At 74.1% G+C, this 19,983-nt stretch carries 17 protein-coding genes and 1 riboswitch; of the genes, 10 read left to right on the top strand and 7 right to left on the bottom strand.

Annotated features, from left to right (window positions below; all coding sequences use genetic code 11):
* Positions 1-238 precede the first annotated feature (238 nt).
* The 3 genes from ACIA6B_RS15520 to ACIA6B_RS15510 all read left to right on the top strand — a co-directional run bounded on the left by ACIA6B_RS15520 (position 239) and on the right by ACIA6B_RS15510 (position 4,617).
* On the top strand, positions 239-3,103 hold the full coding sequence (locus ACIA6B_RS15520; protein ID WP_396773782.1) for an alpha/beta fold hydrolase: 2,865 nt from the start codon (positions 239-241) through the stop codon (positions 3,101-3,103).
* Positions 3,103-3,987 (top strand): ABC transporter permease, encoded by an 885-nt coding sequence (locus ACIA6B_RS15515; RefSeq protein ID WP_396773781.1) that lies wholly within the window; start codon positions 3,103-3,105, stop codon positions 3,985-3,987. Before ACIA6B_RS15520 ends, ACIA6B_RS15515 begins: the two co-directional genes overlap by 1 nt.
* 180 nt (positions 3,988-4,167) lie before the next feature.
* Positions 4,168-4,617: a DoxX family protein gene (locus ACIA6B_RS15510; protein WP_396773779.1), complete on the top strand. Its 450-nt coding sequence runs from the start codon at positions 4,168-4,170 to the stop codon at positions 4,615-4,617.
* 66 nt (positions 4,618-4,683) lie between these two features.
* On the opposite strand, the gene ACIA6B_RS15505 is transcribed toward ACIA6B_RS15510, so the two are convergent.
* Both ACIA6B_RS15505 and ACIA6B_RS15500 read right to left on the bottom strand, forming a co-directional pair.
* Positions 4,684-4,923 (bottom strand): hypothetical protein, encoded by a 240-nt coding sequence (locus tag ACIA6B_RS15505; RefSeq protein ID WP_396773777.1) that lies wholly within the window; start codon positions 4,921-4,923, stop codon positions 4,684-4,686.
* The gene (locus ACIA6B_RS15500; RefSeq protein WP_396773775.1) at positions 4,920-5,462 is read right to left on the bottom strand and encodes a hypothetical protein; all 543 of its coding nucleotides are present in this window, start codon (positions 5,460-5,462) and stop codon (positions 4,920-4,922) included. The genes ACIA6B_RS15505 and ACIA6B_RS15500 overlap by 4 nt, the downstream gene beginning before the upstream one ends.
* A 203-nt stretch (positions 5,463-5,665) precedes the next feature.
* On the opposite strand from ACIA6B_RS15500, the gene ACIA6B_RS15495 reads away from it, so the two are divergent.
* On the top strand, positions 5,666-5,905 hold the full coding sequence (locus ACIA6B_RS15495; RefSeq protein ID WP_281938467.1) for a winged helix-turn-helix domain-containing protein: 240 nt from the start codon (positions 5,666-5,668) through the stop codon (positions 5,903-5,905).
* A gap of 12 nt (positions 5,906-5,917) precedes the next feature.
* Here the strand turns inward: ACIA6B_RS15495 and ACIA6B_RS15490 are convergent, their stop codons facing one another.
* Complete coding sequence (locus tag ACIA6B_RS15490) at positions 5,918-6,559, bottom strand: DUF4232 domain-containing protein (protein ID WP_396773773.1); 642 nt, start codon at positions 6,557-6,559, stop codon at positions 5,918-5,920.
* A gap of 211 nt (positions 6,560-6,770) precedes the next feature.
* Positions 6,771-6,904, top strand: a riboswitch (SAM riboswitch).
* Between the two features lie 13 nt (positions 6,905-6,917).
* Between ACIA6B_RS15490 and thrC the strand changes: the two genes are divergently transcribed.
* The 3 genes from thrC (at position 6,918) to paaN (ending at position 11,429) form a co-directional block, all read left to right on the top strand.
* On the top strand, positions 6,918-8,207 hold the full coding sequence (thrC, locus tag ACIA6B_RS15485) for a threonine synthase (RefSeq protein ID WP_396773771.1): 1,290 nt from the start codon (positions 6,918-6,920) through the stop codon (positions 8,205-8,207).
* Between the two features lie 476 nt (positions 8,208-8,683).
* Positions 8,684-9,703: a GNAT family N-acetyltransferase gene (locus ACIA6B_RS15480; RefSeq protein ID WP_396773769.1), complete on the top strand. Its 1,020-nt coding sequence runs from the start codon at positions 8,684-8,686 to the stop codon at positions 9,701-9,703.
* A 52-nt stretch (positions 9,704-9,755) separates the two neighbouring features.
* Entirely contained in the window at positions 9,756-11,429 is a 1,674-nt protein-coding gene (paaN, locus tag ACIA6B_RS15475; protein WP_396773767.1) for a phenylacetic acid degradation protein PaaN, read from the top strand.
* A gap of 57 nt (positions 11,430-11,486) precedes the next feature.
* Here the strand turns inward: paaN and ACIA6B_RS15470 are convergent, their stop codons facing one another.
* Positions 11,487-12,002 (bottom strand): GNAT family N-acetyltransferase, encoded by a 516-nt coding sequence (locus ACIA6B_RS15470; protein WP_396773765.1) that lies wholly within the window; start codon positions 12,000-12,002, stop codon positions 11,487-11,489.
* Between the two features lie 224 nt (positions 12,003-12,226).
* On the opposite strand from ACIA6B_RS15470, the gene ACIA6B_RS15465 reads away from it, so the two are divergent.
* The 3 genes from ACIA6B_RS15465 (at position 12,227) to groL (ending at position 16,067) form a co-directional block, all read left to right on the top strand.
* Positions 12,227-12,430, top strand: coding sequence for a cold-shock protein (locus ACIA6B_RS15465; RefSeq protein WP_067305333.1), 204 nt, complete (start codon positions 12,227-12,229; stop codon positions 12,428-12,430).
* 109 nt (positions 12,431-12,539) lie between these two features.
* Positions 12,540-14,171 carry a hypothetical protein gene (locus ACIA6B_RS15460; RefSeq protein ID WP_396773762.1) on the top strand — a complete coding sequence of 544 codons (1,632 nt, stop codon included), beginning with the start codon at positions 12,540-12,542 and terminating at the stop codon, positions 14,169-14,171.
* 273 nt (positions 14,172-14,444) lie between these two features.
* Entirely contained in the window at positions 14,445-16,067 is a 1,623-nt protein-coding gene (gene groL / locus ACIA6B_RS15455; protein ID WP_396773761.1) for a chaperonin GroEL, read from the top strand.
* A 68-nt stretch (positions 16,068-16,135) separates the two neighbouring features.
* On the opposite strand, the gene ACIA6B_RS15450 is transcribed toward groL, so the two are convergent.
* The 3 genes from ACIA6B_RS15450 to ACIA6B_RS15440 all read right to left on the bottom strand — a co-directional run bounded on the left by ACIA6B_RS15450 (position 16,136) and on the right by ACIA6B_RS15440 (position 19,936).
* Entirely contained in the window at positions 16,136-16,354 is a 219-nt protein-coding gene (locus tag ACIA6B_RS15450) for a hypothetical protein (RefSeq protein ID WP_396773759.1), read from the bottom strand.
* 63 nt (positions 16,355-16,417) lie between these two features.
* On the bottom strand, positions 16,418-17,344 hold the full coding sequence (locus ACIA6B_RS15445) for a GNAT family N-acetyltransferase (RefSeq protein ID WP_396773757.1): 927 nt from the start codon (positions 17,342-17,344) through the stop codon (positions 16,418-16,420).
* 33 nt (positions 17,345-17,377) lie between these two features.
* Entirely contained in the window at positions 17,378-19,936 is a 2,559-nt protein-coding gene (locus ACIA6B_RS15440) for a S8 family serine peptidase (protein ID WP_396773755.1), read from the bottom strand.
* Positions 19,937-19,983: the final 47 nt, after the last annotated feature.

Genomic DNA, 19,983 nt, shown 5'->3' with positions numbered 1-19,983 from the left:
TCGTCCGGGGTGACGGAGTGTCAACATGTTCGCCACGCAGCGTCCGATCGGGTCGTCGAGTCGCGACTTGAGCACTGATTTGCGGTTGTAGATGTGAATTCACGTGATCCGAATACGTGCCGCTGGGACGCTCTGGACCTTCTGCGGACGACGGGCGGCACGCGCCGAACGGCGCAACCGGACGAACGTACGGCCGATCTCAGGGAACGCTCAGCCGACGGCCCGTACCGTGTGCCGCATGAGATCACCCGTCGCGCGGGTCCGGCGCGCCCTGGCCGGCCGTCCGCGCCGGATCGTCGCCGCCGTGCTGGTGGTCGTCCTGGTCGCCGCCGCGCTGGTCTGGGCGGTCCGTCCGCGGGGTACGGAGTTCCGGACCGAGTCGGCGCTGCTGACCGTGCGGTCCGGGCCGGACGGGACCGAGCCGGTCGACCTGGACACCACGTTCTACCTGCCCGGCGACGCCTCCGACGCGAACCGGGTGCCGGCGGTGCTGCTGGCGCACGGCTTCGGCGGCACCAAGGAGTCGGTCCGCTCGGACGCGGAGGACCTAGTCGCCCGGGGCTACGCGGTGCTCACCTGGACCGCCCGGGGCTTCGGCCGCTCCGGCGGCCAGATCCACCTGGACAGCCCGGACTACGAGGTGCGGGACGCGCAGCGCCTGCTGAACTGGCTCGCCACCCGCCCCGAGGTGCGCCTCGACTCCGCCGGCGACCCGCGCGTCGGCGTGGTCGGCGGCTCGTACGGCGGTGGCCTGGCGCTGCTGCTGGCCGCGCAGGACAAGCGGGTCGACGCGATCGTCCCGATGATCACCTGGAACGATCTGTCCCGGGCGTTCCTGCCGGAGAGCAGCGGCAAGCCGCCCACCGAGGGCGTGTTCAAGAAGGGCTGGGCCGGCATCTTCTTCGGTGGCGGCGGCAACGCCGGCTCCGGGCCGGCCGGGTTGTCCGGCGCCACCGCCGCCGTGCCGGAGGGCGCGCCCGCCTCGGCCGGGCCGGCGAGCCCGCAGCCGGGCGCGGGACCGGGCAGCGGTTCCGGCCGGGCCCCGGGAGGCGCGGCCGACCCGTCCTGCGGTCGGTTCGCCGCCGACGTCTGCGCCGCGTACCTGCGGATCGCCACCACCGGCCGGGCCGACGACGCCGCTGTCGAACTGCTGCGCCGCTCGTCGCCGGCCGGCGTGCTGGACCGGATCAAGGCGCCCACGCTGCTGGTGCAGGGCGAGGCGGACACGCTGTTCCCGCTCACCGAGGCGGACGCCAACGCCCGCGGCATCGCCGCCGCCGGCACGCCGGTGCGGGTGGCCTGGTTCACCGGGGGCCACGACGGCGGCGCCGGCCCGACCTCCGACTCGGACCGGGTGAAGTTCCTGACCGCGCAGTGGCTCGACCACTACGTCAAGGGCGAGGGGGCGGCACCCGGCGACAGCTTCACGTTCTCCCGGATCGCCGGCTTCGACGCGTTGGACCGGGGCCTGGTGGCCACCGGCTACCGCACCGACGACTACCCGGGCGTGACCGGGCAGGAGCGCCGCGACGTGACGCTCACCGGACCGGCCCAGCCGGTCGCCGTACCGCCGAACGGCAACCCGGCGGCGATCTCCGCGGTGCCGTTCGCCGGTGCGCTCGGCTCGCTGCTGGACGGCGTGGCCGGCGACATCCCCGGCCAGCACGCCCGCTTCGAGTCCGCGCCGTTGGACGACCCGGTCGACGTGGTCGGCGCGCCGAACGTGCGGATCCGGGTCGCCTCGGAGACCGGCGAGGCGGTGCTCTTCGTCAAGCTCTACGACGTCGACCCGCAGGGCGCGTCGACGCTGCCGGACGGCCTGGTCGCGCCGGTGCGGCTGACCGGCCTGCCGGCCACGCTCGACGCCGCCGCGCCGGTCACCGTCACGCTGCCGGCGATCGTCCGGCGGATCGAGGCCGGGCACCGGCTGCGGCTCGTGGTGGCGACGTCCGACCAGGCGTACGCCACGCCGGCCGAGCCGGCGGTGCACACCGTGGCGCTCGGCGACGGCCCGCTGGTGCTGCCCACCGTCGACGCCGCGCCGATCGCCACCTCGGCCGCGATCTGGCGCTGGGTGCTGGCCGGCCTGCTCGCCGCGATCGCGGTCGGGCTCGTCGTGGTCGTGCTGCTCGCCCGCCGCCGGCACCGCCGCCAGGACCGCTCCATCCACCCGGAGTACGCGGGCGTCCCGCTCGCCGTGCGCAACCTGCGCAAGGAGTACGCGGACGGCTTCGTCGCCGTCTCCGACGTGGACTTCGAGGTGCACCCCGGGCAGGTGGTGGGCCTGCTCGGGCCGAACGGCGCCGGCAAGACCACCACGCTGCGGGTGCTGATGGGGCTGACCCAGCCCACCGCCGGGGAGATCTACGTGTTCGGGCACCGGCTGGTGCCGGGCTCACCGGTGCTGTCCCGGATCGGCGCGCTGGTCGAGGGGCCGGGCTTCCTGCCGCACCTGTCCGGGCTGGACAACCTCAGGGCGTACTGGCGGGCCACCGGGCGGCCCTGGGCGGACGCGCACTTCGACGAGGCGTTGGAGATCGCCGGCCTGGGCGCCTCGGTGCACCGGCGGACGAAGAAGTACAGCCACGGCATGCGGCAGCGGCTCGCCATCGCGCAGGCCATGCTCGGCCTGCCCGAACTGCTGGTGCTGGACGAGCCGACGGACGGGCTGGACCCGCCGCAGATCGCCGAGATGCGCCGGGTGCTCCAGCGCTACGCCACCGACGGCCGGGCGGTGCTGGTCTCCAGTCACCTGCTGGCCGAGGTGGAGCAGACCTGCACGCACGCGGTGGTGGTGAACAAGGGCCGGATCGTGGCGTCCGGCCCGGTCGAGGAGATCGTCGGCGAGTCGCCGAGCGTGCTGTTCGAGGTGAGCGACCCGGACGCCGCGCGGACCGTGCTCGATCGGCTGGACGGCGTACGGGTGCTGCCGGACGCCGACGGCGGGTTGGTGGTGGACACCAACGGCACCGCCCGCCGCGAGGTGGTGGCCGAACTGGTCCGGGCCGGCATCGGGGTGGACCGGGTGGTGCCTCGGCGCCGCCTGGAGGACGCGTTCCTCGCCCTGGTCGGCGAGAACTCTCGGGGAAGCGGTGACCGGTGATGGTGGACACTTCGGTGGCGTCGAAGGGCAGTGGCGGCGCTGCGGGCGGCTACCGGCCGTCGGCCACGATGCCGTTCGGGGCGGAGTTCCGGCGGCAGGCGTCGCGGCGGCGTACCCAGTTGGCGCTCGGGTTCATGGTGCTGCTGCCGCTGATCATCCTGGTGGCGTTCCAGTTCGACTCCGGGGACGACGACGGCGGAGGGCGCGGCGAGTTCGCCAGCCTGGCCGACCTGGCCACCTCGGGCGGGCTCAACTTCACCCTGTTCTCGATCCTGGTGTCGGCGTCGTTCCTGCTGGTCGTGGTGGTGGCGCTGTTCTGCGGGGACACGGTGGCCAGCGAGGCGAGCTGGGGGAGCCTGCGCTACCTGCTCGCCGTGCCGGTGCCCCGGGCCCGGCTGCTGGCGGTGAAGCTGGTGGTGGCGCTCGCGTACTCCGCTCTGGCGTTGGTCCTGCTGGCCGGCACCGCGCTGCTCGCCGGCACGCTGCGCTACGGCTGGGAGCCGCTGAGCAGTCAGGTCTCCGCGGAGCTGGCCCCGGCCGACGGGCTGCTGCGGCTGCTCGGCGTGCTCGGCTACCTGGCGGTGGTGCTGCTGGTGGTGGCCGGCCTGGCGTTCCTGCTCTCGGTGACCACGGACGCGGCGCTCGGCGCGGTCGGTGGGGCGGTGCTGCTCTGGATCCTGTCCAGCATCCTCGACCAGATCACCGCGCTGGGCGGACTGCGCAACCTGCTGCCGACCCACTACAGCAGCGCCTGGCTGGGGCTGCTGTCGTCGCCGATGCAGACCGACGACGTGGTCAAGGGCGCGATCTCGGCGGTCGTCTACGCCACGCTGTTCTGGGGGCTCGCGTTCTGGCGCTTCACCCGCAAGGACATCACGAGCTGAGGTGCAAGGAGGGGCCCCCACTTAACGCATCTGGTAGAGGAGGGGGCCCCTCCCAACGTGCGTTGCCCATATCATGGGAGCGTTCCCACAAGATTGTCCCGCTAGCAAGGAATTTATTACCTTCGATGTTTGAGCCGGCCATCCTGGACGTCTTCCCATACCCGTCCCAGGAGGTTTCCCATGGTCCCGGCGCAGTTGAACGGTCCCGTGCTCTCCCTGTTCCGCATCGTCGTCGGCTTTCTCTTCCTGCTCCACGGCGCGGCGTCGATCTTCGGCATACTCGGCGGCAACCCGGCCACCGGCGGCGCGGTTCCCGCCGGCACCTGGCCCGGCTGGTGGGCCGCGCTGATCCAGCTCGTCTGCGGCGCGCTCGTGCTCGTCGGCCTGGCCACCCGGCCCGCGGCACTGCTCGCCTCCGGCTCGATGGCCTACGCGTACTTCGTGGTGCACCAGCCGCACGGCCTGCTGCCGATGAAGAACGGCGGCGAGCTGGCCGCGCTCTTCTGCTGGTCGTTCCTGCTGGTCGCGGTGCTCGGCCCCGGCACCTGGGCGCTCGACGCGCTGATCTCCCGCCGCCGCGCCCCCGCCGACCCCACCCCGGCGACCCGCCGCGCCTCCGTCCCGGCCTGACCCGCCGCGTGCCCGAAATCTTGGTACGGGAGCGCCCCTCCGGGGGCGGTTCCGTACCAAGATCTGTCAGCGGCAGCGGCCGGAATGGGTGACCGGGAGGGAGCAGCGTCGGGAACGGGGGAGCGGGGCGTCGCACCAGACCCTGGTACGCACCGACTGCCGGTCCTCCTCGGACAGCGTGGTCTCGCCGAAGTCGATGGCGAGCACGTGACCGAGCGAGCGGCGCAGCGCCATGGAGAGCGCGGCGGCCTCGTCCACGCTGGTCAGCGTGGTGGGCAGGTGGATGATCCAGTGCGGCTCGGTCACCGTGGTCGACCCCCGTCGGTCAACCCCTCGGTGTACGACGACAGCGCCGCCGCGGCCGACGTCAGGCTCTCCGCCATCAGGGTGAGGCGTTCGGCGCCGTCCCGCCACTGCCGGACGGTCGTCCCGGTAACCGGGTCGTCGGCGCGGCCCGCATAGGAGAGCTGCTGCCCGGCGGCGGTGATCCGGGCCGGGAGCCGCCCGATCCGATCGGCCGCCGCGCCCAACCGGTCCCGCACCTCGTCGAGCGCCTCGACCAGCCCGCCGATGGTGGCGGTCTCCCGGTGGCCGGCGGCGACGCGCAGCCGGCGTACCCCGTCGCTGACCTGGAATTCCGCGTCCCCGGCCAGGTCGAGGGCGTCCTCGCCGCTGCGCCGGGCCAGCTTGATCGCCGGATGGGCGCAGCCCGCGCCGACGCGCTCCAGCAGCACGGTGGCGGCGGCCACTCCGAGGTACGCCTCCCGCAGCTCACCGGTGACCTGCTCGGCCGCCCAGATCGCGTTGGCGGTGGGCGCCTCCGCACTCGTTTCCGCCTCCGTCACACCACGTCTCCTTCGCCTGGCGGGGTGCCGGGACAGCGCGAATTCCGGTGGAGATCTGCGCCGCCCCGGCCGGGAGGATCGACCAGTGCCTAGCTGGGCGCTCCGTGGGCAGCTTTACCGATAATGCTGGTAAAGTCAACGATGCGCTTGAGGTTTCTCCTGGCCCCGTGATCAGATGGGCATGCCTAGCTGGGAGTACCTGCATGTCCACACCGCGCCGGTTCGAACCGCACTACCGCAGGATCATCGCCGATATCAGGCGGCGCATCGCCGATGGCGAGTGGCCACCCGGACACAAGCTGCCCTCCACCAAGGAGTTGGCTGACCTGTATGAGGTGGGCAGTCAGTCCACTGTGCGGCAGGCCATCACGATCCTGATCGAGACCGGAGAGTTGTACGGCCACCAGGGTCTGGGTGTGTTCGTGCCGGATGCTGCCGAGTGACGGGCTGACCGGCTACAGCGGATTGTCCGGCGTAACGGCCGAGGAGGGCGGAGCGCTCGGCGTGACCGGTTTCGTGGTCGGGTCCGGGTCGCGGCGCTTCCAGGCGCTGACCCCGAGCCGGCCGGTGTTGCCGAGGTCGATCGTCCCGTCCAGCGCCACCTCGTACGCCGGCCTGCCGGCCACCGACGCGACGTCGAGCTGGGCGCCCTCGGTGGCCACCACGGCCGGATCGGTGACCGTGTTACGCCAGAGCAGCGCGGCGCCGGCCCGTTCGCCGGGGCGCAGCACGAGCCGGGTGGGTGGGGCGTCGAAGCCGGAGGTGATCCCGGTCGCGCCCGGGATGATCCTGACCTTGATCGGGTCCCCGTCGGCGTCCCGCAGGCTGACCGCCGGGTAGCCGCGCAGCGCGTACGGCTGGGTTCCGCAGTTGACCAGGTCCAGGCCCATGGCCCGCAACCCCATCGCGGCGCTCACGCCCAGCTCGGTGATCCGGATGCCCTCCGGGGTGCAGGCCACCGAGGGGGACGGCGCGACCTCGGCCCCCGGCCGCTCCGGTGGCGTGGGCAGCGGGTCGACCGGTGCCGGCGTCCCGGCGCAGCCCGCCAGCAGCGCAACCCCGGCGAGCCCTCCGACAAGGCCGGCCGAACGTCGCATCCAGCGATCATGTCACCCCTGCGTCCGTCCTGCGGCCCGCCACCTCCCGGCGATCATGAGGTTGACGGCGGACGGCATCCGATTTGTCGCCGGCAACCTCATGATCGATCGAGGTCAGGGGCGGGAGGCGGGATCGGTGGGGCGGCCCACTGCGTGGGACCCCGGGTGGCGGCGCGGCGGACGGCGCATAGACTCGACGCCACAACTGCATACCTCATCCAGAGGGGCTGAGGGATACGGCCCGACGACGCCCCGGCAACCACCCGCACGCTCGACGTCGAGCGCCCTGCGGGCAGGTGCCAATTCCGTCCCCGCCGCACCCGGCGATGCGGGGAAAGATGAGAGGAATTTCCTCGACATGACGTCGACGCTCTCCGCCGTCCCCGGCATCGACACCTCCCGCAGCCCGGCCCGCGCCCTGGTCTGTCGCGCCTGTTCCGCGCGCTACCCGCTGGCCGCCCAGCACGCCTGCTACGAGTGTTTCGGCCCGCTGGAGGTCGACTACGACACCGCCGCCCTGGCCGCCGTCACCCGGGAGCAGATCGAGGCCGGCCCGAACAGCATCTGGCGCTACGCCGCCCTGCTCCCGGCCGGTCAGGACCCGGCCACCCGGGTCACCCTCGACCCGGGGCTGACCCCGCTGGTCGCCGCCGGCCACCTCGCCGCCGAGCTGGGCATCACCGCGCCGCTGTGGGTGAAGGACGACAGCGCCAACCCCACCCACTCGTTCAAGGACCGGGTGGTGTCGGTGGCGCTGACCGCCGCCCGGGCGCTCGGCTTCACCCGCTACGCCTGCGCGTCCACCGGCAACCTGGCCAACTCGGTCGCCGCGCACGCGGCCCGTGCCGGGGTGCCATCGGTGGTCTTCATCCCCAGTGACCTGGAGCAGGGCAAGGTGGTCACCACCGCCGTCTACGGCGGTGACCTGGTCGCCATCGACGGCTCGTACGACGACGTGAACCGGCTCTGCGGCGAACTGGTGGAGACCGACGAGTTCGAGGACACCGCGTTCGTCAACGTGAACGTGCGGCCCTTCTACGCCGAGGGCTCCAAGACGCTCGGCTACGAGGTGGCCGAGCAGCTCGGCTGGCGGATCCCGGCCCAGGTGGTGATCCCGATGGCCAGTGGCGAGCTGCTCACCAAGATCGACAAGGCGTTCACCGAGCTGGTGGAGATCGGCCTGGTCGAGGCGCCGGCCGGCGGCTGGAAGGTGTTCGGCGCGCAGTCCGCCGGCTGCAACCCGATCGCCACCGCGCTGCACGACGACCGCGACACCATCGTCCCGGTCAAGCCGACCGGCATCGCCAAGTCGCTCAACATCGGCGACCCGGCCGCCGGCGTCTACGCGCTGGAGGCGGTCCGCCGCACCGGTGGCTGGATGGAGTACGCCGACGACGACGAGATCCGCGCCGGGATCACGTTGCTGGCGCGTACCACCGGCGTGTTCGCCGAGACGGCGGGCGGCGTGACGGTGGCGGTGCTGCGCAAGCTGGTGGAGTCGGGCCGGCTGGACCCGGCCGCGGAGACGGTGATCTTCAACACCGGCGAGGGCCTCAAGACGCTTGACGCGGTGGCCGCCGCCTCCGGCCCCACGCACCGCATCAAGCCCAGCCTCCGCGCCGCCCGCGACGCCGGCCTCCTGGGCTGACCCCCACCCCGATCCCCCCACCCCACCCCACCCCACCCCCGCCGGCCCGCCGGCCCGCCGGCCCGCCGGCAGGTTGATCAAGGAGTTTGCGTCAGCGCGTGGGACTGACCCGACGCAAACTCCTTGGTCAACTCGCGAGCCGGGCGGGCGGGCGGCCGAGCGCGGCGGGTGGGGGGCCGAGCGTGGTGGCGGGTGGCCGAGCGTGGTGTGGTGGGGCTCGCCCGGGAGGGGGATCGCGGGCGACCAGGGGTGACGGGGGATGTGCGGCGCGTGTCGGAAAACTGTCACCGCAGGACTTGACGGCAGGAACCGGACGGCGCAAGATGCTCGGTGCGGGAGGGCATTCGCCGGAGACTTTTCTAAGTTTTGCGACCCAACGCCGGAGGCGTTGTGCGGACGTCCCTCCCGACCAACGTAGGACAGGGCCAGCGGAAAACCGCTGGCCCTGTCGCTTCTTCCGGGGCAGGCTCGCCGCCATGGGCCTGACCGTCACCCCGCTGGACGCGGCCGACCTGCCGACGCTCGACGCGGCGTACCGGATCGCGGAAGCGGCCCGCGCCGTCGACGAGCCGGACCTGCCGCCGACCTGCCGGCGGCGGTTCGAGGCGCTGCTCCGGCACCCGATGCCCGGCATCGACGGGCGGTGGCTCGTCGCCCGCCTCGACGGCGAGCCGGTCGGCTGGCTCCGGCTGCACCTGCACACGCTGGAGAACACCGAGAACGCCAGCGTCGAGCTGGTGGTCGACCCGACCCACCGGCGGCGCGGGATCGGGCGCGTGTTGCACGAGCACGGCGTACGGCTGTTCCGGGAGCACGGCGGCAAGCGGTTGGTCGGCTCCACCGCCGCCGCGCTGCCCGGCGAGGAGGACCGGGAACTCCCCGGCGCCGCGTTCGCCGCCGCGATGGGCGCGAGGGCGGCCAACGCCGACGTGCGCCGCCGGCTCGACGTGAGCGCGCTGGACCGCAACCGGCTGGCCGCGCTGCACGCCGACGCCCGCGCGGCGGCCACCGGCTACCGCGCGGTGCACTGGCGCGACCACACGCCCGACGAGTACGTCGCGGACACCGCGCACCTGGAGGGCCGGCTGCTGCTCGACGCGCCGATGGGTGAGCTGGAGTGGGAGCAGGAGAAGATGGACGCCGAGCGGAAGCGGGGCGTGGAGCGGGCGCTCGACGCCCGGGGCGTGCGCCGCTACAACACCGGCGCGGTGCACGAGGCGTCCGGCCGGCTGGTCGGCTGGAGCCAGCTCAGCCTGGCGGCGAGCAGCACCGAGCACGCCTGGCAGCAGATCACCATCGTCGACCCCGGGCACCGCGGCCACCGGCTCGGCCTGCTCTGCAAGGTCGCCAACCTGGCGTACGCGCTGGAGCACGAGCCGGCGCTGCGGACGGTCGACACCTGGAACGCCGCCGCCAACGGTCCCATGATCGCGATCAACGAGCAGCTCGGCTTCCGCCCGGCCGCCGGCTCGGTCGACTGGCAGTTGACGATCTGAGTTGTGACACGCCCCTACTGATCTGGTGCCTTCCTGTTGCATGATGGCGGGCATGACGGAGACCCCGCACCCCCTGTACGCCAGGCACGCCGAGACCCTCGACCGGGCGCTGACCGCCATCACGGAGCGCGGGTACTGGTCCGCCTATCCCGAGTCGCCCAGCCCCCGGGTGTACGGCGAGACCGCCGCCGCCGACGGCAAGGCCGCCTTCGAGGCGTACCTGGGCGGCGACTTCCCGCTCGACCAGGCGAGCGACGGCACCACCGTGGCCACCGAGGCCAGCCCGTTCGGCGTGGCACTGGACGTCCGCTACCCGCACGCCGGCGCGGACGAGCTGGTGGCCGCCGCCACCGCCGCGCTGCCGGCCTGGCGCGACGCCGGCCCGAAGGCCCGCGCGGGCGTCTGCCTGGAGATCCTCGACCGGCTGCACAAGAACGTGTTCGAGCTGGCCAACGCCGTGCAGTTCACCAGCGGCCAGGCGTTCGTGATGGCGTTCCAGGCCGGCGGCGCGCACGCGCTGGACCGCGCGCTGGAGGCGGTCGCCTACGCGTACGCCGAGATGACCCGCCACCCGGGGACGGCCGGCTGGGAGAAGGCCGCCGGCAAGGGCGACCCGCTGCGGATGACCAAGACGTTCCACGTGGTGCCGCGCGGGGTGGCGCTGGTCATCGGCTGCAACACGTTCCCGACCTGGAACTCGTACCCCGGGTTCTTCGCGTCGCTGGTCACCGGCAACCCGGTGGTCGTGAAGCCGCACCCGCGCGCCGTGCTGCCGCTGGCGATCACCGTGAAGTACGCCCGCCAGGTGCTCGCCGAGGCCGGCTTCGACCCGAACCTGGTGCAGCTCGCTCCCGAGGCGGACGGCGAGAAGCTCGCCTCGACGCTGGCCCTGCACCCGGCCGTGAAGATCGTCGACTTCACCGGCTCCACCGAGTACGGCGACTGGCTGGAGGCGAACGCCCGGCAGGCCGCTGTCTACACCGAGAAGGCCGGCCTGAACACGGTGGTGATCGACTCCACAGACGACTTCGCCGGGCTCTGCCGCAACCTGGGCTTCACGCTCACGCTCTACAGCGGCCAGATGTGCACCACCTCGCAGAACCTGCTGATCCCGCGCGACGGCATCGAGACCGACCAGGGGCACAAGAGCTTCGACGAGGTGGCCGCCGGCATCGCCGGCGCGGTCGCCAAGCTGACCGCCGACCCGGCCCGGGGCGTGGAGCTGACCGGCGCGATCGTCAACGACGGGGTGCTGGAGCGCCTCGACGAGGTGACCAAGGTCGGCGAGCCGGTGCTGGAGTCGCGCACCGTCGAGCACCCGTCCTTCCCGGGCGCCGTGGTGCGTACGCCGACCGTCGTCAAGCTGGACGCCGGCGACACCGCGACGTACGCGCGGGAGTGGTTCGGGCCGATCTCGTTCGCCATCGCGACCGACTCGACCGAGCACAGCCTGCGCATCCTGCGCGAGACGGTGGGGGAGAAGGGCGCGCTGACCGCGGCCGTCTACTCCACCGACGAGGCCGTGCTGGACGCGGCCGAGGCGGCGGCGATCGACGCCGGCGTGCACCTGTCCTGCAACCTGACCGGTGGCGTGTTCGTCAACCAGTCGGCGGCGTTCTCCGACTTCCACGGCTCCGGCGCGAACGCGGCGGCGAACTCCGCGCTCACCGACGGCGCGTACGTCGCCAACCGCTTCCGCGTCGTCCAGTCCCGCCGACACGCCTGACAGAAGGGGCCCCTTCTTAACGCATCCGGTAGAGAAGGGGCCCCCTCTCAACACCCGTCAGGCGGGGCGGCGCATCTGGAGTTCGCGCAGGACGGGGAGCCGGGGGTGCGGGACGCGTACCCCGGTGTCGGTGAAGCCCAACTTGCGGTAGGCCCGGCAGGCGCGGTCGTTGCCGACCACCACCTCCATCATCAACTCGGGCCGCCCGCAGGCCCGGGACCAGGCCGCCACCGCGTCCACCAGCCCGGCCAGCAGCCCGGTGCCCCGGCGAGCCGGGGTCACGTAGACCGCGTAGACGAGCGTCAGGCCCGGCTCGTCCGGGGCGGCGATGCCACCGGCGTGACCGACCAGGCGGGCGTCCGCCTCGGCGACGAACTGGGCGATCTGGTCGCCGTGCGAGACCGTCGCCACCCGGGCCGCGAAGTCCGCGTGCGGGCGGGCGGCGGCCTCGGCCACCGTCTCCAGGAAGGCCAGCGGACTGTCGGCCAGCATCTCCAAGCGCAGCGCCCGCATCCGGGCGGCGTCCTCCGGACGGATCCGCCGGACCGTGGGCGGGACGGGCGCGCTGGTCATGCCGCATACATACCGGACCGGGTCGGAGCGGGCGCGTCCGGGTGCCGTACCGCGCCCGGAATATGCCCGATTTGTGGTCGTGCGCGGTCGTCACTCCTCGTGTAGCGTGCGATTTCGGTCACCGATTCAGCGGCCCTCGCCGATCGCCGAAAACCGGTGCGCCGCCGGTGCCGGTCCGCCGGTCTCCGGGTGTTGGGACGCCGCGCAGAGTGAGGAAGTGCACCGTGGCACAGGGCACCGTGAAGTGGTTCAACTCCGAAAAGGGCTACGGCTTCATCGCCGTCGACGGCGGTCAGGACGTCTTCGTCCACTTCTCCGCGATCGAGATGGACGGCTACAAGGCTCTGGACGACGGCCAGCGGGTCGAGTTCGAGATCGCCCAGGGCCAGAAGGGTCCGCAGGCCGAGCGCGTCCGCGTCATCGCCTGACCGCTGCCGGCCGTCGCCCGCGGCCGAACCACCGCGACCGGGGCTGCGATGCCGCCCCGCACCGTGGAAGATCATGAGCCGTTCCAGCCGTTGCCGCTGAGGAGGGCCCATGTCCGACCTGCCCCCGTCGGGTTCCACCGAGCCGGTGCCCCCGGCCGACCCGGCCCGGCCCACGCCGCCGCCCACCGGGCCGGTGCCGGAGCAGTCGGGTCCGTCCGGGTCGCAACTGCCCGCCGCCGGTGAGCCGCCCGCCGGGCTGGTGCCGGGGCCGTCCGGGCCGTCCGGGTCGCATCTGGCCGCTGGTCAGCCGCCTGCTGACCAGCCGTCCGCTGACCAGCCGCCTGCCGGCCAGATGCCCGTCGGCCAGATGCCCGTCGGCCAGCCGTCCGCTGGTCAGCCGCCCGCTGGCCAGATGCCCGTCGACCCCTGGGCCGACCTGACCACCGCCGGTCAGCCGTACTCCGCCCCGCCTGCCGGCTGGCCTCACTCGGCCCCGCCTGCCGGCTGGCCCGCGCCGCCCGGCTGGCCCGCCGCGCCGGAGATCGCGCCGCCCGGCTGGCCCGCCGCGCCGGACCTCCCGTCGGGCTGGTCCGCGCCGGGGACGCCGAGCCAGCCCGGCACCCCGCCGCCCGGTACCCCGCCGCCCGGTTGGCCCGCCACGCCGCCTTTCCCGCCGGGCGGGCCCGCGCCGGGCTCCACGCCGCCTGGCGGCTGGCACTGGCCCGCCGCCGGGCCGGCGCATCCAGGTCAGCCGATGCCGGGTGCGCCGTTCCCAGGTCAGCCGATGCCGGGTGCGGGGTATCCGGGCCAGCCGATGCCGGGCGCGGTCTATCCGGGGCCGCCGATGCCGGGCGCCGCGTATCCGGGGCACCCGGGGCCCGGGGTGTGGTACCCCGGTCTCGATCCGCAGGACCCGCTGGTCACCCCGCCGTACGCGGGCGTCGGAGGATGGTTCGCGCGGTGCGCCGGCGCGGTGCGGCGGGGGTGGCGGCAACTCCTGCCGATCATGCTGTTCACCCAGGGCGTTCCGGCGGCGGTGATCTCCGTACTCTCGCTCTTCCTGGTGCCCACCGACGAGATGGCGACCGGCCCGGACGGCGCGCCGGTGCTGCCGGACGGCTACCTGGAGCACGTGTTCGTGTTCTACGGCGCGGTCCTGCTCGCCGCGTTGGTCTTCGGTCCGCTCCAGGCGGTCGGCTGGGGTGCGGGCACGTGGGTGGTCGCCCGGCAGGCGGCCGGCGAGCCGGCCGGCCTGGGCGGGGCGCTCCGGTACGGCGTGCGGCGGGCTCTCGGCCTCTGGGGCTGGACGATCGTCGTCTCGCTGCTGATCACGGTCGGCGCCTGTCTCTGCCTGCTGCCCGGCATCTACGCCGGGTTCGCGGTCGCGTTGTTCGGGCCGGTCTACCTGTTCGAGCGCCAGGAGCCGGTCGGGCGGGCCTGGCGGATGTTCCACAACCGCTTCGGCATGGTGCTGGGTCGGGTGGCGCTGGTGGCGTGCGCGCTGGTCGCCGCCGCCGTCCTGGACGCCGTGGTGGGTGCGGTGAGCGGCGCGGTGTTCGGCACCGATCCGATGTCCGCGCCGGGCACCGCGGTCGGGGCGGTGACGTTGGCCGTGGTGGGTGCCGCGCTGGCCGCGCCGGCCTATCTCGCGCAGCTCGTCGGGCTGGTCGTCGCGTACGCCGAGCAGCGGGCCCACGAAGGCCCGGTGAACGCGGCCCGGCTGGCTGCGGAACTCGGCTGAGCGGTGCGGTCGTGCTTGCACTCGGCTAGGGAGAGTGCTAAACAAGTCATTGGCACTCGCGTACGGTGAGTGCCAATGGTCGGGGCGGTAGGGCCACGGTCGCACCGGCGTCGCAGAGACGTCGGAGTGGCACGGGCCGGTCGTCGCGGGCTGTCCGGCCCGACCGAGGAGGACGTCGTCGTCGCCAGGTGGCGACGTCCCCAAGGTGCGTACACCAGACGGCCCATCCGGGCATCCCGGGTGGCCCGTGAGTGTCCAGGAGGACAACGCCGTATGGCCAAGATGATCGCGTTCGACGAAGAGGCGCGCCGCGGCCTCGAGCGGGGCATGAACCAGCTCGCCGACGCCGTGAAGGTGACGCTCGGACCCAAGGGCCGCAACGTCGTGCTCGAGAAGAAGTGGGGTGCCCCCACCATCACCAACGATGGTGTGAGCATCGCCAAGGAGATCGAGCTCGAGGACCCGTACGAGAAGATCGGCGCCGAGCTGGTCAAGGAGGTCGCGAAGAAGACCGACGACGTCGCCGGTGACGGCACGACGACGGCGACCGTCCTGGCCCAGGCTCTGGTCCGCGAGGGCCTGCGCAACGTGGCCGCCGGCGCCAACCCGATGGCCCTGAAGCGGGGCATCGAGGCCGCCGTCGCCAACGTCTCGGAGGAGCTGCTCAAGCTCGCCAAGGACGTGGAGACCAAGGAGCAGATCGCCTCCACCGCCTCCATCTCCGCCGCCGACCCCAGCGTTGGCGAGATCATCGCCGAGGCGATGGACAAGGTGGGCAAGGAAGGCGTCATCACCGTCGAGGAGAGCAACACCTTCGGCCTGGAGCTTGAGCTCACCGAGGGCATGCGCTTCGACAAGGGCTACATCTCCGCCTACTTCATGACCGACCCGGAGCGTATGGAGGCCGTCTTCGACGACCCGTACATCCTGATCGTCAACAGCAAGATCTCGTCGGTGAAGGACCTGCTCCCGATCCTGGAGAAGGTCATGCAGTCGGGCAAGCCGCTGCTGATCATCGCCGAGGACCTGGAGGGCGAGGCCCTCGCCACGCTGGTCGTCAACAAGGTCCGGGGCACCTTCAAGTCGGTCGCCGTCAAGGCGCCGGGCTTCGGTGACCGCCGCAAGGCCATGCTGACCGACATCGCCATCCTCACCGGTGGCCAGGTCATCAGCGAGGAGGTCGGCCTCAAGCTGGACGCCGTCAACCTCGACATGCTGGGCCGCGCCCGCAAGGTCGTGGTGACCAAGGACGAGACCACCGTGGTCGACGGCGCCGGTGACGCCGAGCAGATCCAGGGCCGGGTGAACCAGATCCGGGCCGAGATCGACAAGAGCGACTCCGACTACGACCGGGAGAAGCTGCAGGAGCGTCTGGCCAAGCTGGCCGGCGGTGTTGCGGTGATCAAGGTCGGCGCGGCCACCGAGGTCGAGCTGAAGGAGCGCAAGCACCGCATCGAGGACGCCGTCCGCAACGCGAAGGCCGCCGTCGAGGAGGGCATCGTCCCGGGTGGTGGCGTCGCGCTGGTGCAGGCCGGCAAGACCGCCTTCGACAAGCTGGACCTGGCCGGCGACGAGGCGACCGGCGCGCAGATCGTCAAGATCGCGCTGGACGCCCCGCTGCGGCAGATCGCCGTCAACGCCGGCCTCGAGGGTGGCGTCGTCGTCGAGCGGGTCCGCAACCTCGACCCGGGTCACGGCCTCAACGCCGCGACCGGCGAGTACGTCGACCTGCTGGCCGCCGGCATCATCGACCCGGCCAAGGTGACCCGTTCCGCGCTGCAGAACGCCGCCTCGATCGCCGCGCTGTTCCTCACCACCGAGGCCGTCGTGGCGGACAAGCCGGAGAAGACCCCGGCCGCCCCGGCTGGCCCGGGTGGCGGGGAGATGGACTTCTGAGTCCAGCTCCACCCAGTACGCCGGAAGGGGGCGGGCCGCGTCAGCGGTCCGCCCCCTTCGCGTCCCCGTCAGGTGGGCAGCGGACGTTGGTTGCGTCGCTTGTGCGCCCGGTCGTACGGCGGCAGCAGCCGCCTCGGCTCGTCCACCGGCTGCCGGGGCTCCTCCACGGCCGGCTGGTCCGCCGCGTCCTGCTCGGCGTCGCCCACGTCGAGCCGCTCGGTGGGCAGCTCGCTGCTCGGGCGCCGGCCCGTCGCCGGGTCGTCGGTCCGCTCGTTCTCCGTGGTCATAACGGGCCTCCTCTGCCCCTCGAACGGTAGGGGCCGGTCGACAGGCGTGGGGGGAGAACGGCGTTATGCCCCGTTGACGGCTTTCCGGTAGAGGAAGAAGACGCGCTCGATCCGGGCCCCGACCGCGTTCGAGTAGAACGGCACCGGGCCGACCCAGCCGATCTGCGCCTCGGTGAGCCCGGCCGCCGCCTGGTCGCGGAGGCAGCGGCGCAGCAGCACCCCGCCGATCCCGGAACCCTCGGCCGCCGGGGCGGTGCCCATCGGCCCGAACCAGCTCGGCCGCGCCGACCCGTACGCGGCGAAGCCGAGGATCTCGCCGTCCCGCTCGGCCAGGTGCGTGCCGGCGTCCGGGCGGCCCACCGAACCGGCCAGCTCACCGTCCCAGACGCCGCCGAACGTGGTGCGGGCGAACGCTTCCAGCGCCGGCAGGTCCGTGGGCACGGCCCGGCGTACCGTCACGCCCCGCTCGGCCAGCCGCCGCTCGGTGGCCTCGGTGGGGCGCAGCGCGGCCGACCCCTCGGTCAGCGTGGCGGTCATGTTCCAGGCGGTCCGGTCCTGCCGGTACCCGAGCCGCAACGCGGCGCAGACCGCCGCCGTGTAGCGGACGTCGATGCCCGGCCACGCGTAGTGCGGCGGGTTGCCGGCGAGCAGCACCTCGGACGCGCCGAGCGCGGCCAGCCGGGCTTCCGCGCCGGCCAGCAGCGCCGCGCCGATCCCCTGACGGCGGTGCGCCGGGACCACCGCGACCAGGTCGACGTGACCGAGCCGCGCATCGGTCACCGACCGGGACCCGACCAGCACGCCCACCAGCGTGCCGTCGCGGACCGCGCCGAGCAGCAGCACCGGCCGGTCGGCCGCCGCCCGTACCGCCAGCGTGGCCACCACGGCCGGCGCCTCGGCCGCGTCCGCCGGCAGGTCCAGCGCCCGCCGACAGAGCGCGACGACCTCGGGCAGGCGGTCCGGGCCCAGCTCGATGATCTCCACGTCCATGGTCGCCGACCCTAAGCCATTTCGGCAGGGTTGTTAACCGTTCCGCGCCGCCCGCACCGCCGCGTACGCGTCGACCAGGCCGGCGCCGACCAGGTCCCGGGTGCCGCCACAGGTCGTACCGGCCGGGGCGGTGGCCGGGGTGGCGGTCTCGGTGAGGATCCGGCGGGTCCGGGCCAGGTCCCCGACCAGCGCCGGGTTCGCCGACCACATCAACGCCACCACGCCGGCCACCTGCGGTGTCGCCATCGAGGTGCCGTCCAGGGTGGCGTACCCGCCGCCGGGGAACGCCGACGGCACCGCCGCGCCGGGCGCCACCAGGTCGGGCTTGGGAGCATCCCCGGTCGGGCCCCGGCTGGAGAACTCGGTGAGCCGGCGCGCCCGGTCGACCGCGCCGACCGTGAGCACGTCCGGGTACGGCGCCGGCGGGTCGACGATCGACCCGCAGTACGGGCCGGTGTTGCCGGCCGCGGCCACCACCAGGATGCCGGCCGCGGCCAGCGCGGCGGTCGCCGGGCGCAACGCCGCCGGATCGCAGCCCTCCAGCGGCGGGCAGCCCCACGAGTTGGTCAGCACGTCCGGCGCGCGCTGCGGCCGGCCGTCGGTCAGCGGGTTCCCGCCCGGCGGGAACGGCGCCAGCATGAACTGGAGGCAGTCGAGGTAGCGGGCCGGGCTGCCGAGGTTGCGGTCCAGGTTGACGCAGCCCACCCAGCTAGCCCCGGGCGCCACCCCGATCCCGTCGCGGCCCACCGCGCTGCCGAGCGTGTGGGTGCCGTGGCCGCCCCGGTCGGCCGGCGTGCGGCGGTGCTCCCACGGGTCGTACCAGGAGTCGTCGCCGCCCCGGAAACCGGGCGCCAGCGCCGGATGCCGGCCGTCCACCCCGGAGTCGGAGCTGCCCACCACCACGCCGGCACCGGTCACGCCCAGCTCCGACCAGACCCGGTCCGCGCCGATCAGCGACACGTTCCAGGTGGGGCCGGTCGGCGTCGGGGTGTCGCCGCGGGCCGGCGGCGCCGCCGCGGGCAGCGGACGCGGGCGCTGGTCGACGAGCACCCGGCCCACCTCGGGCCGGCCGGACAACCACGCCCGGATGCCCGGCCCGCCGTCCGTTTCGATGGCGTTGACCAGGTAGTACGGCGTCGGGTCCAGGCGCAGGCGGGTCAGCGTGCGGCGCAGGTCGCCCTGCGTGCGGTCGGCGGTCGCCACCAGCCGCCGGTAGACCTCGGCGGCCCGCGCGTCCCGCCCCGCCCGGCCCGGCGCACCGGCCGGCAGGCCGCTCAGGTCCGCCTGCTCGCGCAGCACCACCAGCAGCCGCTCGCCGTACAGGCCCGGCTGGCCGGGGACCACGTACACCACCGCCACGGCGGCCAGCAGGGCGCCGGCGGCCAGCCCGGCCACCCCCCGCCGGGGCGCGGCGGCGTGGCGACGGGCGAGCAGCACGGCGTACCCGACCGCGAGCAGCACCGCGACGGCGAACGCCGCGCCGGTGCCCACCGCGACCCAGAACGGCACGTCGCGACTGCTGGCCAGCAGCAGCGTGATCTCCTCCGGATCGGTGAAGGCCAGCGGCCCGGCCAGCGCCAGGCCGACCAGCCAGCGGGCCGGCGCGGCCCCGGCGGGGCGACCGGCGTGTCGCGCCGCGGCCTCCAGCGCGCCCACCACGAAGCCGAGCGGCGGCAGCAGCACCAGGCCCGGCAACTGCGCGCCGGACTGCCCCGCGCCGGCCGCCAGCATCGTCAGCGTGACGCCGGCGACCAGACCGCCGAGCAGCACCAGCCGGACCGGCCGGGGCGTCGGCCCGGCGGCGAACGCGGCCCAGAACCCGGGGCCGAGCAGCACGCCTGCCACCATCCCGAACGCGGCGGCGGCCAGGCCGGCGAGCAGCGTCTCCAGCGCGCCGCCCAGCGCGCCCACCCACACCCAGGGCAGCAGCACCGCCAGCCCGGCGGCCACCGCCAGCAACGTCACCGCGCCGGGCCGCGCGCCCCCGCGCCCGGCCGGCCCGGTCCCGCCCTCCGCCGCCCTCGGCCCGGGTGACCCGGCGGTCGTCGCCAGGCCGTCCGTCGAGGTCCCGCCGTCCGCCGGGGCGAAGCCGGTAGGTCCGGCGGCGGTCGCCGGGGCGGGGCCGGGTGGCCCGGCGGTGGCCGCCGGGGTGGGCGGGCGGCGGCGGGTGAGCCGGGCGGTGGCGAGGGCGAGCAACGCGACGGTCGCCGCCAGCGCCGCCAGGTACGCCTCGTGGTGCACCGGCGGAAGCGCCCGGAGCAGCGTCGCCGCGCCCAGCGTGAGCGCGCCGCCGGCCCACGCCCGCCCGGTCGCCCGCAGCGCCGGGGAACGCGGCAGCAGCGCCAGCGCCAGCACCGGCGCGCCGACCAGCAGGACGGTGGCCACCGCGACCACCGGCCAGACGGCCACCGCGCGGTCCAGCCCGGTGACCAGCACCACCTGGTCGACCAGCCAGCCGGTGACCTGGCCGGGCACGGTCACCAGCACCGCCCAGACGCCGGTCGCGACCGCCGCGACGACCGGCCACGGCCCGGTCTCGCGCGGCGGCGGCAGGGGTACGGGCGCAGCGGGCGGGCCGGTCAGCATGGTCATCACGGTACGGCCGGGACGTGTCGCCGTGGCGCGCGGACGGCTACCGT

The organism is Micromonospora sp. NPDC051141, from assembly GCF_044455765.1.
In the GTDB taxonomy this organism is placed as follows: domain Bacteria; phylum Actinomycetota; class Actinomycetes; order Mycobacteriales; family Micromonosporaceae; genus Micromonospora.
The sequence above is the reverse complement of the archived record's forward strand: the minus strand, read 5'-3'. Positions and strand labels throughout refer to the sequence as shown.

What these genes read in the sequence shown, in the direction of transcription:
- ACIA6B_RS15520 (WP_396773782.1), top strand. Translation starts at nt 239, where the DNA reads ATGAGATCACCCGTCGCGCGGGTCCGGCGCGCCCTGGCCGGCCGTCCG.
- ACIA6B_RS15515 (WP_396773781.1), top strand. Translation starts at nt 3,103, where the DNA reads ATGGTGGACACTTCGGTGGCGTCGAAGGGCAGTGGCGGCGCTGCGGGC.
- ACIA6B_RS15510 (WP_396773779.1), top strand. Translation starts at nt 4,168, where the DNA reads ATGGTCCCGGCGCAGTTGAACGGTCCCGTGCTCTCCCTGTTCCGCATC.
- ACIA6B_RS15495 (WP_281938467.1), top strand. Translation starts at nt 5,666, where the DNA reads ATGTCCACACCGCGCCGGTTCGAACCGCACTACCGCAGGATCATCGCC.
- ACIA6B_RS15490 (WP_396773773.1), bottom strand. Translation starts at nt 6,559, where the DNA reads ATGCGACGTTCGGCCGGCCTTGTCGGAGGGCTCGCCGGGGTTGCGCTG.
- thrC (WP_396773771.1), top strand. Translation starts at nt 6,918, where the DNA reads ATGACGTCGACGCTCTCCGCCGTCCCCGGCATCGACACCTCCCGCAGC.
- ACIA6B_RS15480 (WP_396773769.1), top strand. Translation starts at nt 8,684, where the DNA reads ATGGGCCTGACCGTCACCCCGCTGGACGCGGCCGACCTGCCGACGCTC.
- paaN (WP_396773767.1), top strand. Translation starts at nt 9,756, where the DNA reads ATGACGGAGACCCCGCACCCCCTGTACGCCAGGCACGCCGAGACCCTC.
- ACIA6B_RS15470 (WP_396773765.1), bottom strand. Translation starts at nt 12,002, where the DNA reads ATGACCAGCGCGCCCGTCCCGCCCACGGTCCGGCGGATCCGTCCGGAG.
- ACIA6B_RS15460 (WP_396773762.1), top strand. Translation starts at nt 12,540, where the DNA reads ATGTCCGACCTGCCCCCGTCGGGTTCCACCGAGCCGGTGCCCCCGGCC.
- groL (WP_396773761.1), top strand. Translation starts at nt 14,445, where the DNA reads ATGGCCAAGATGATCGCGTTCGACGAAGAGGCGCGCCGCGGCCTCGAG.
- ACIA6B_RS15450 (WP_396773759.1), bottom strand. Translation starts at nt 16,354, where the DNA reads ATGACCACGGAGAACGAGCGGACCGACGACCCGGCGACGGGCCGGCGC.
- ACIA6B_RS15445 (WP_396773757.1), bottom strand. Translation starts at nt 17,344, where the DNA reads ATGGACGTGGAGATCATCGAGCTGGGCCCGGACCGCCTGCCCGAGGTC.
- ACIA6B_RS15440 (WP_396773755.1), bottom strand. Translation starts at nt 19,936, where the DNA reads ATGACCATGCTGACCGGCCCGCCCGCTGCGCCCGTACCCCTGCCGCCG.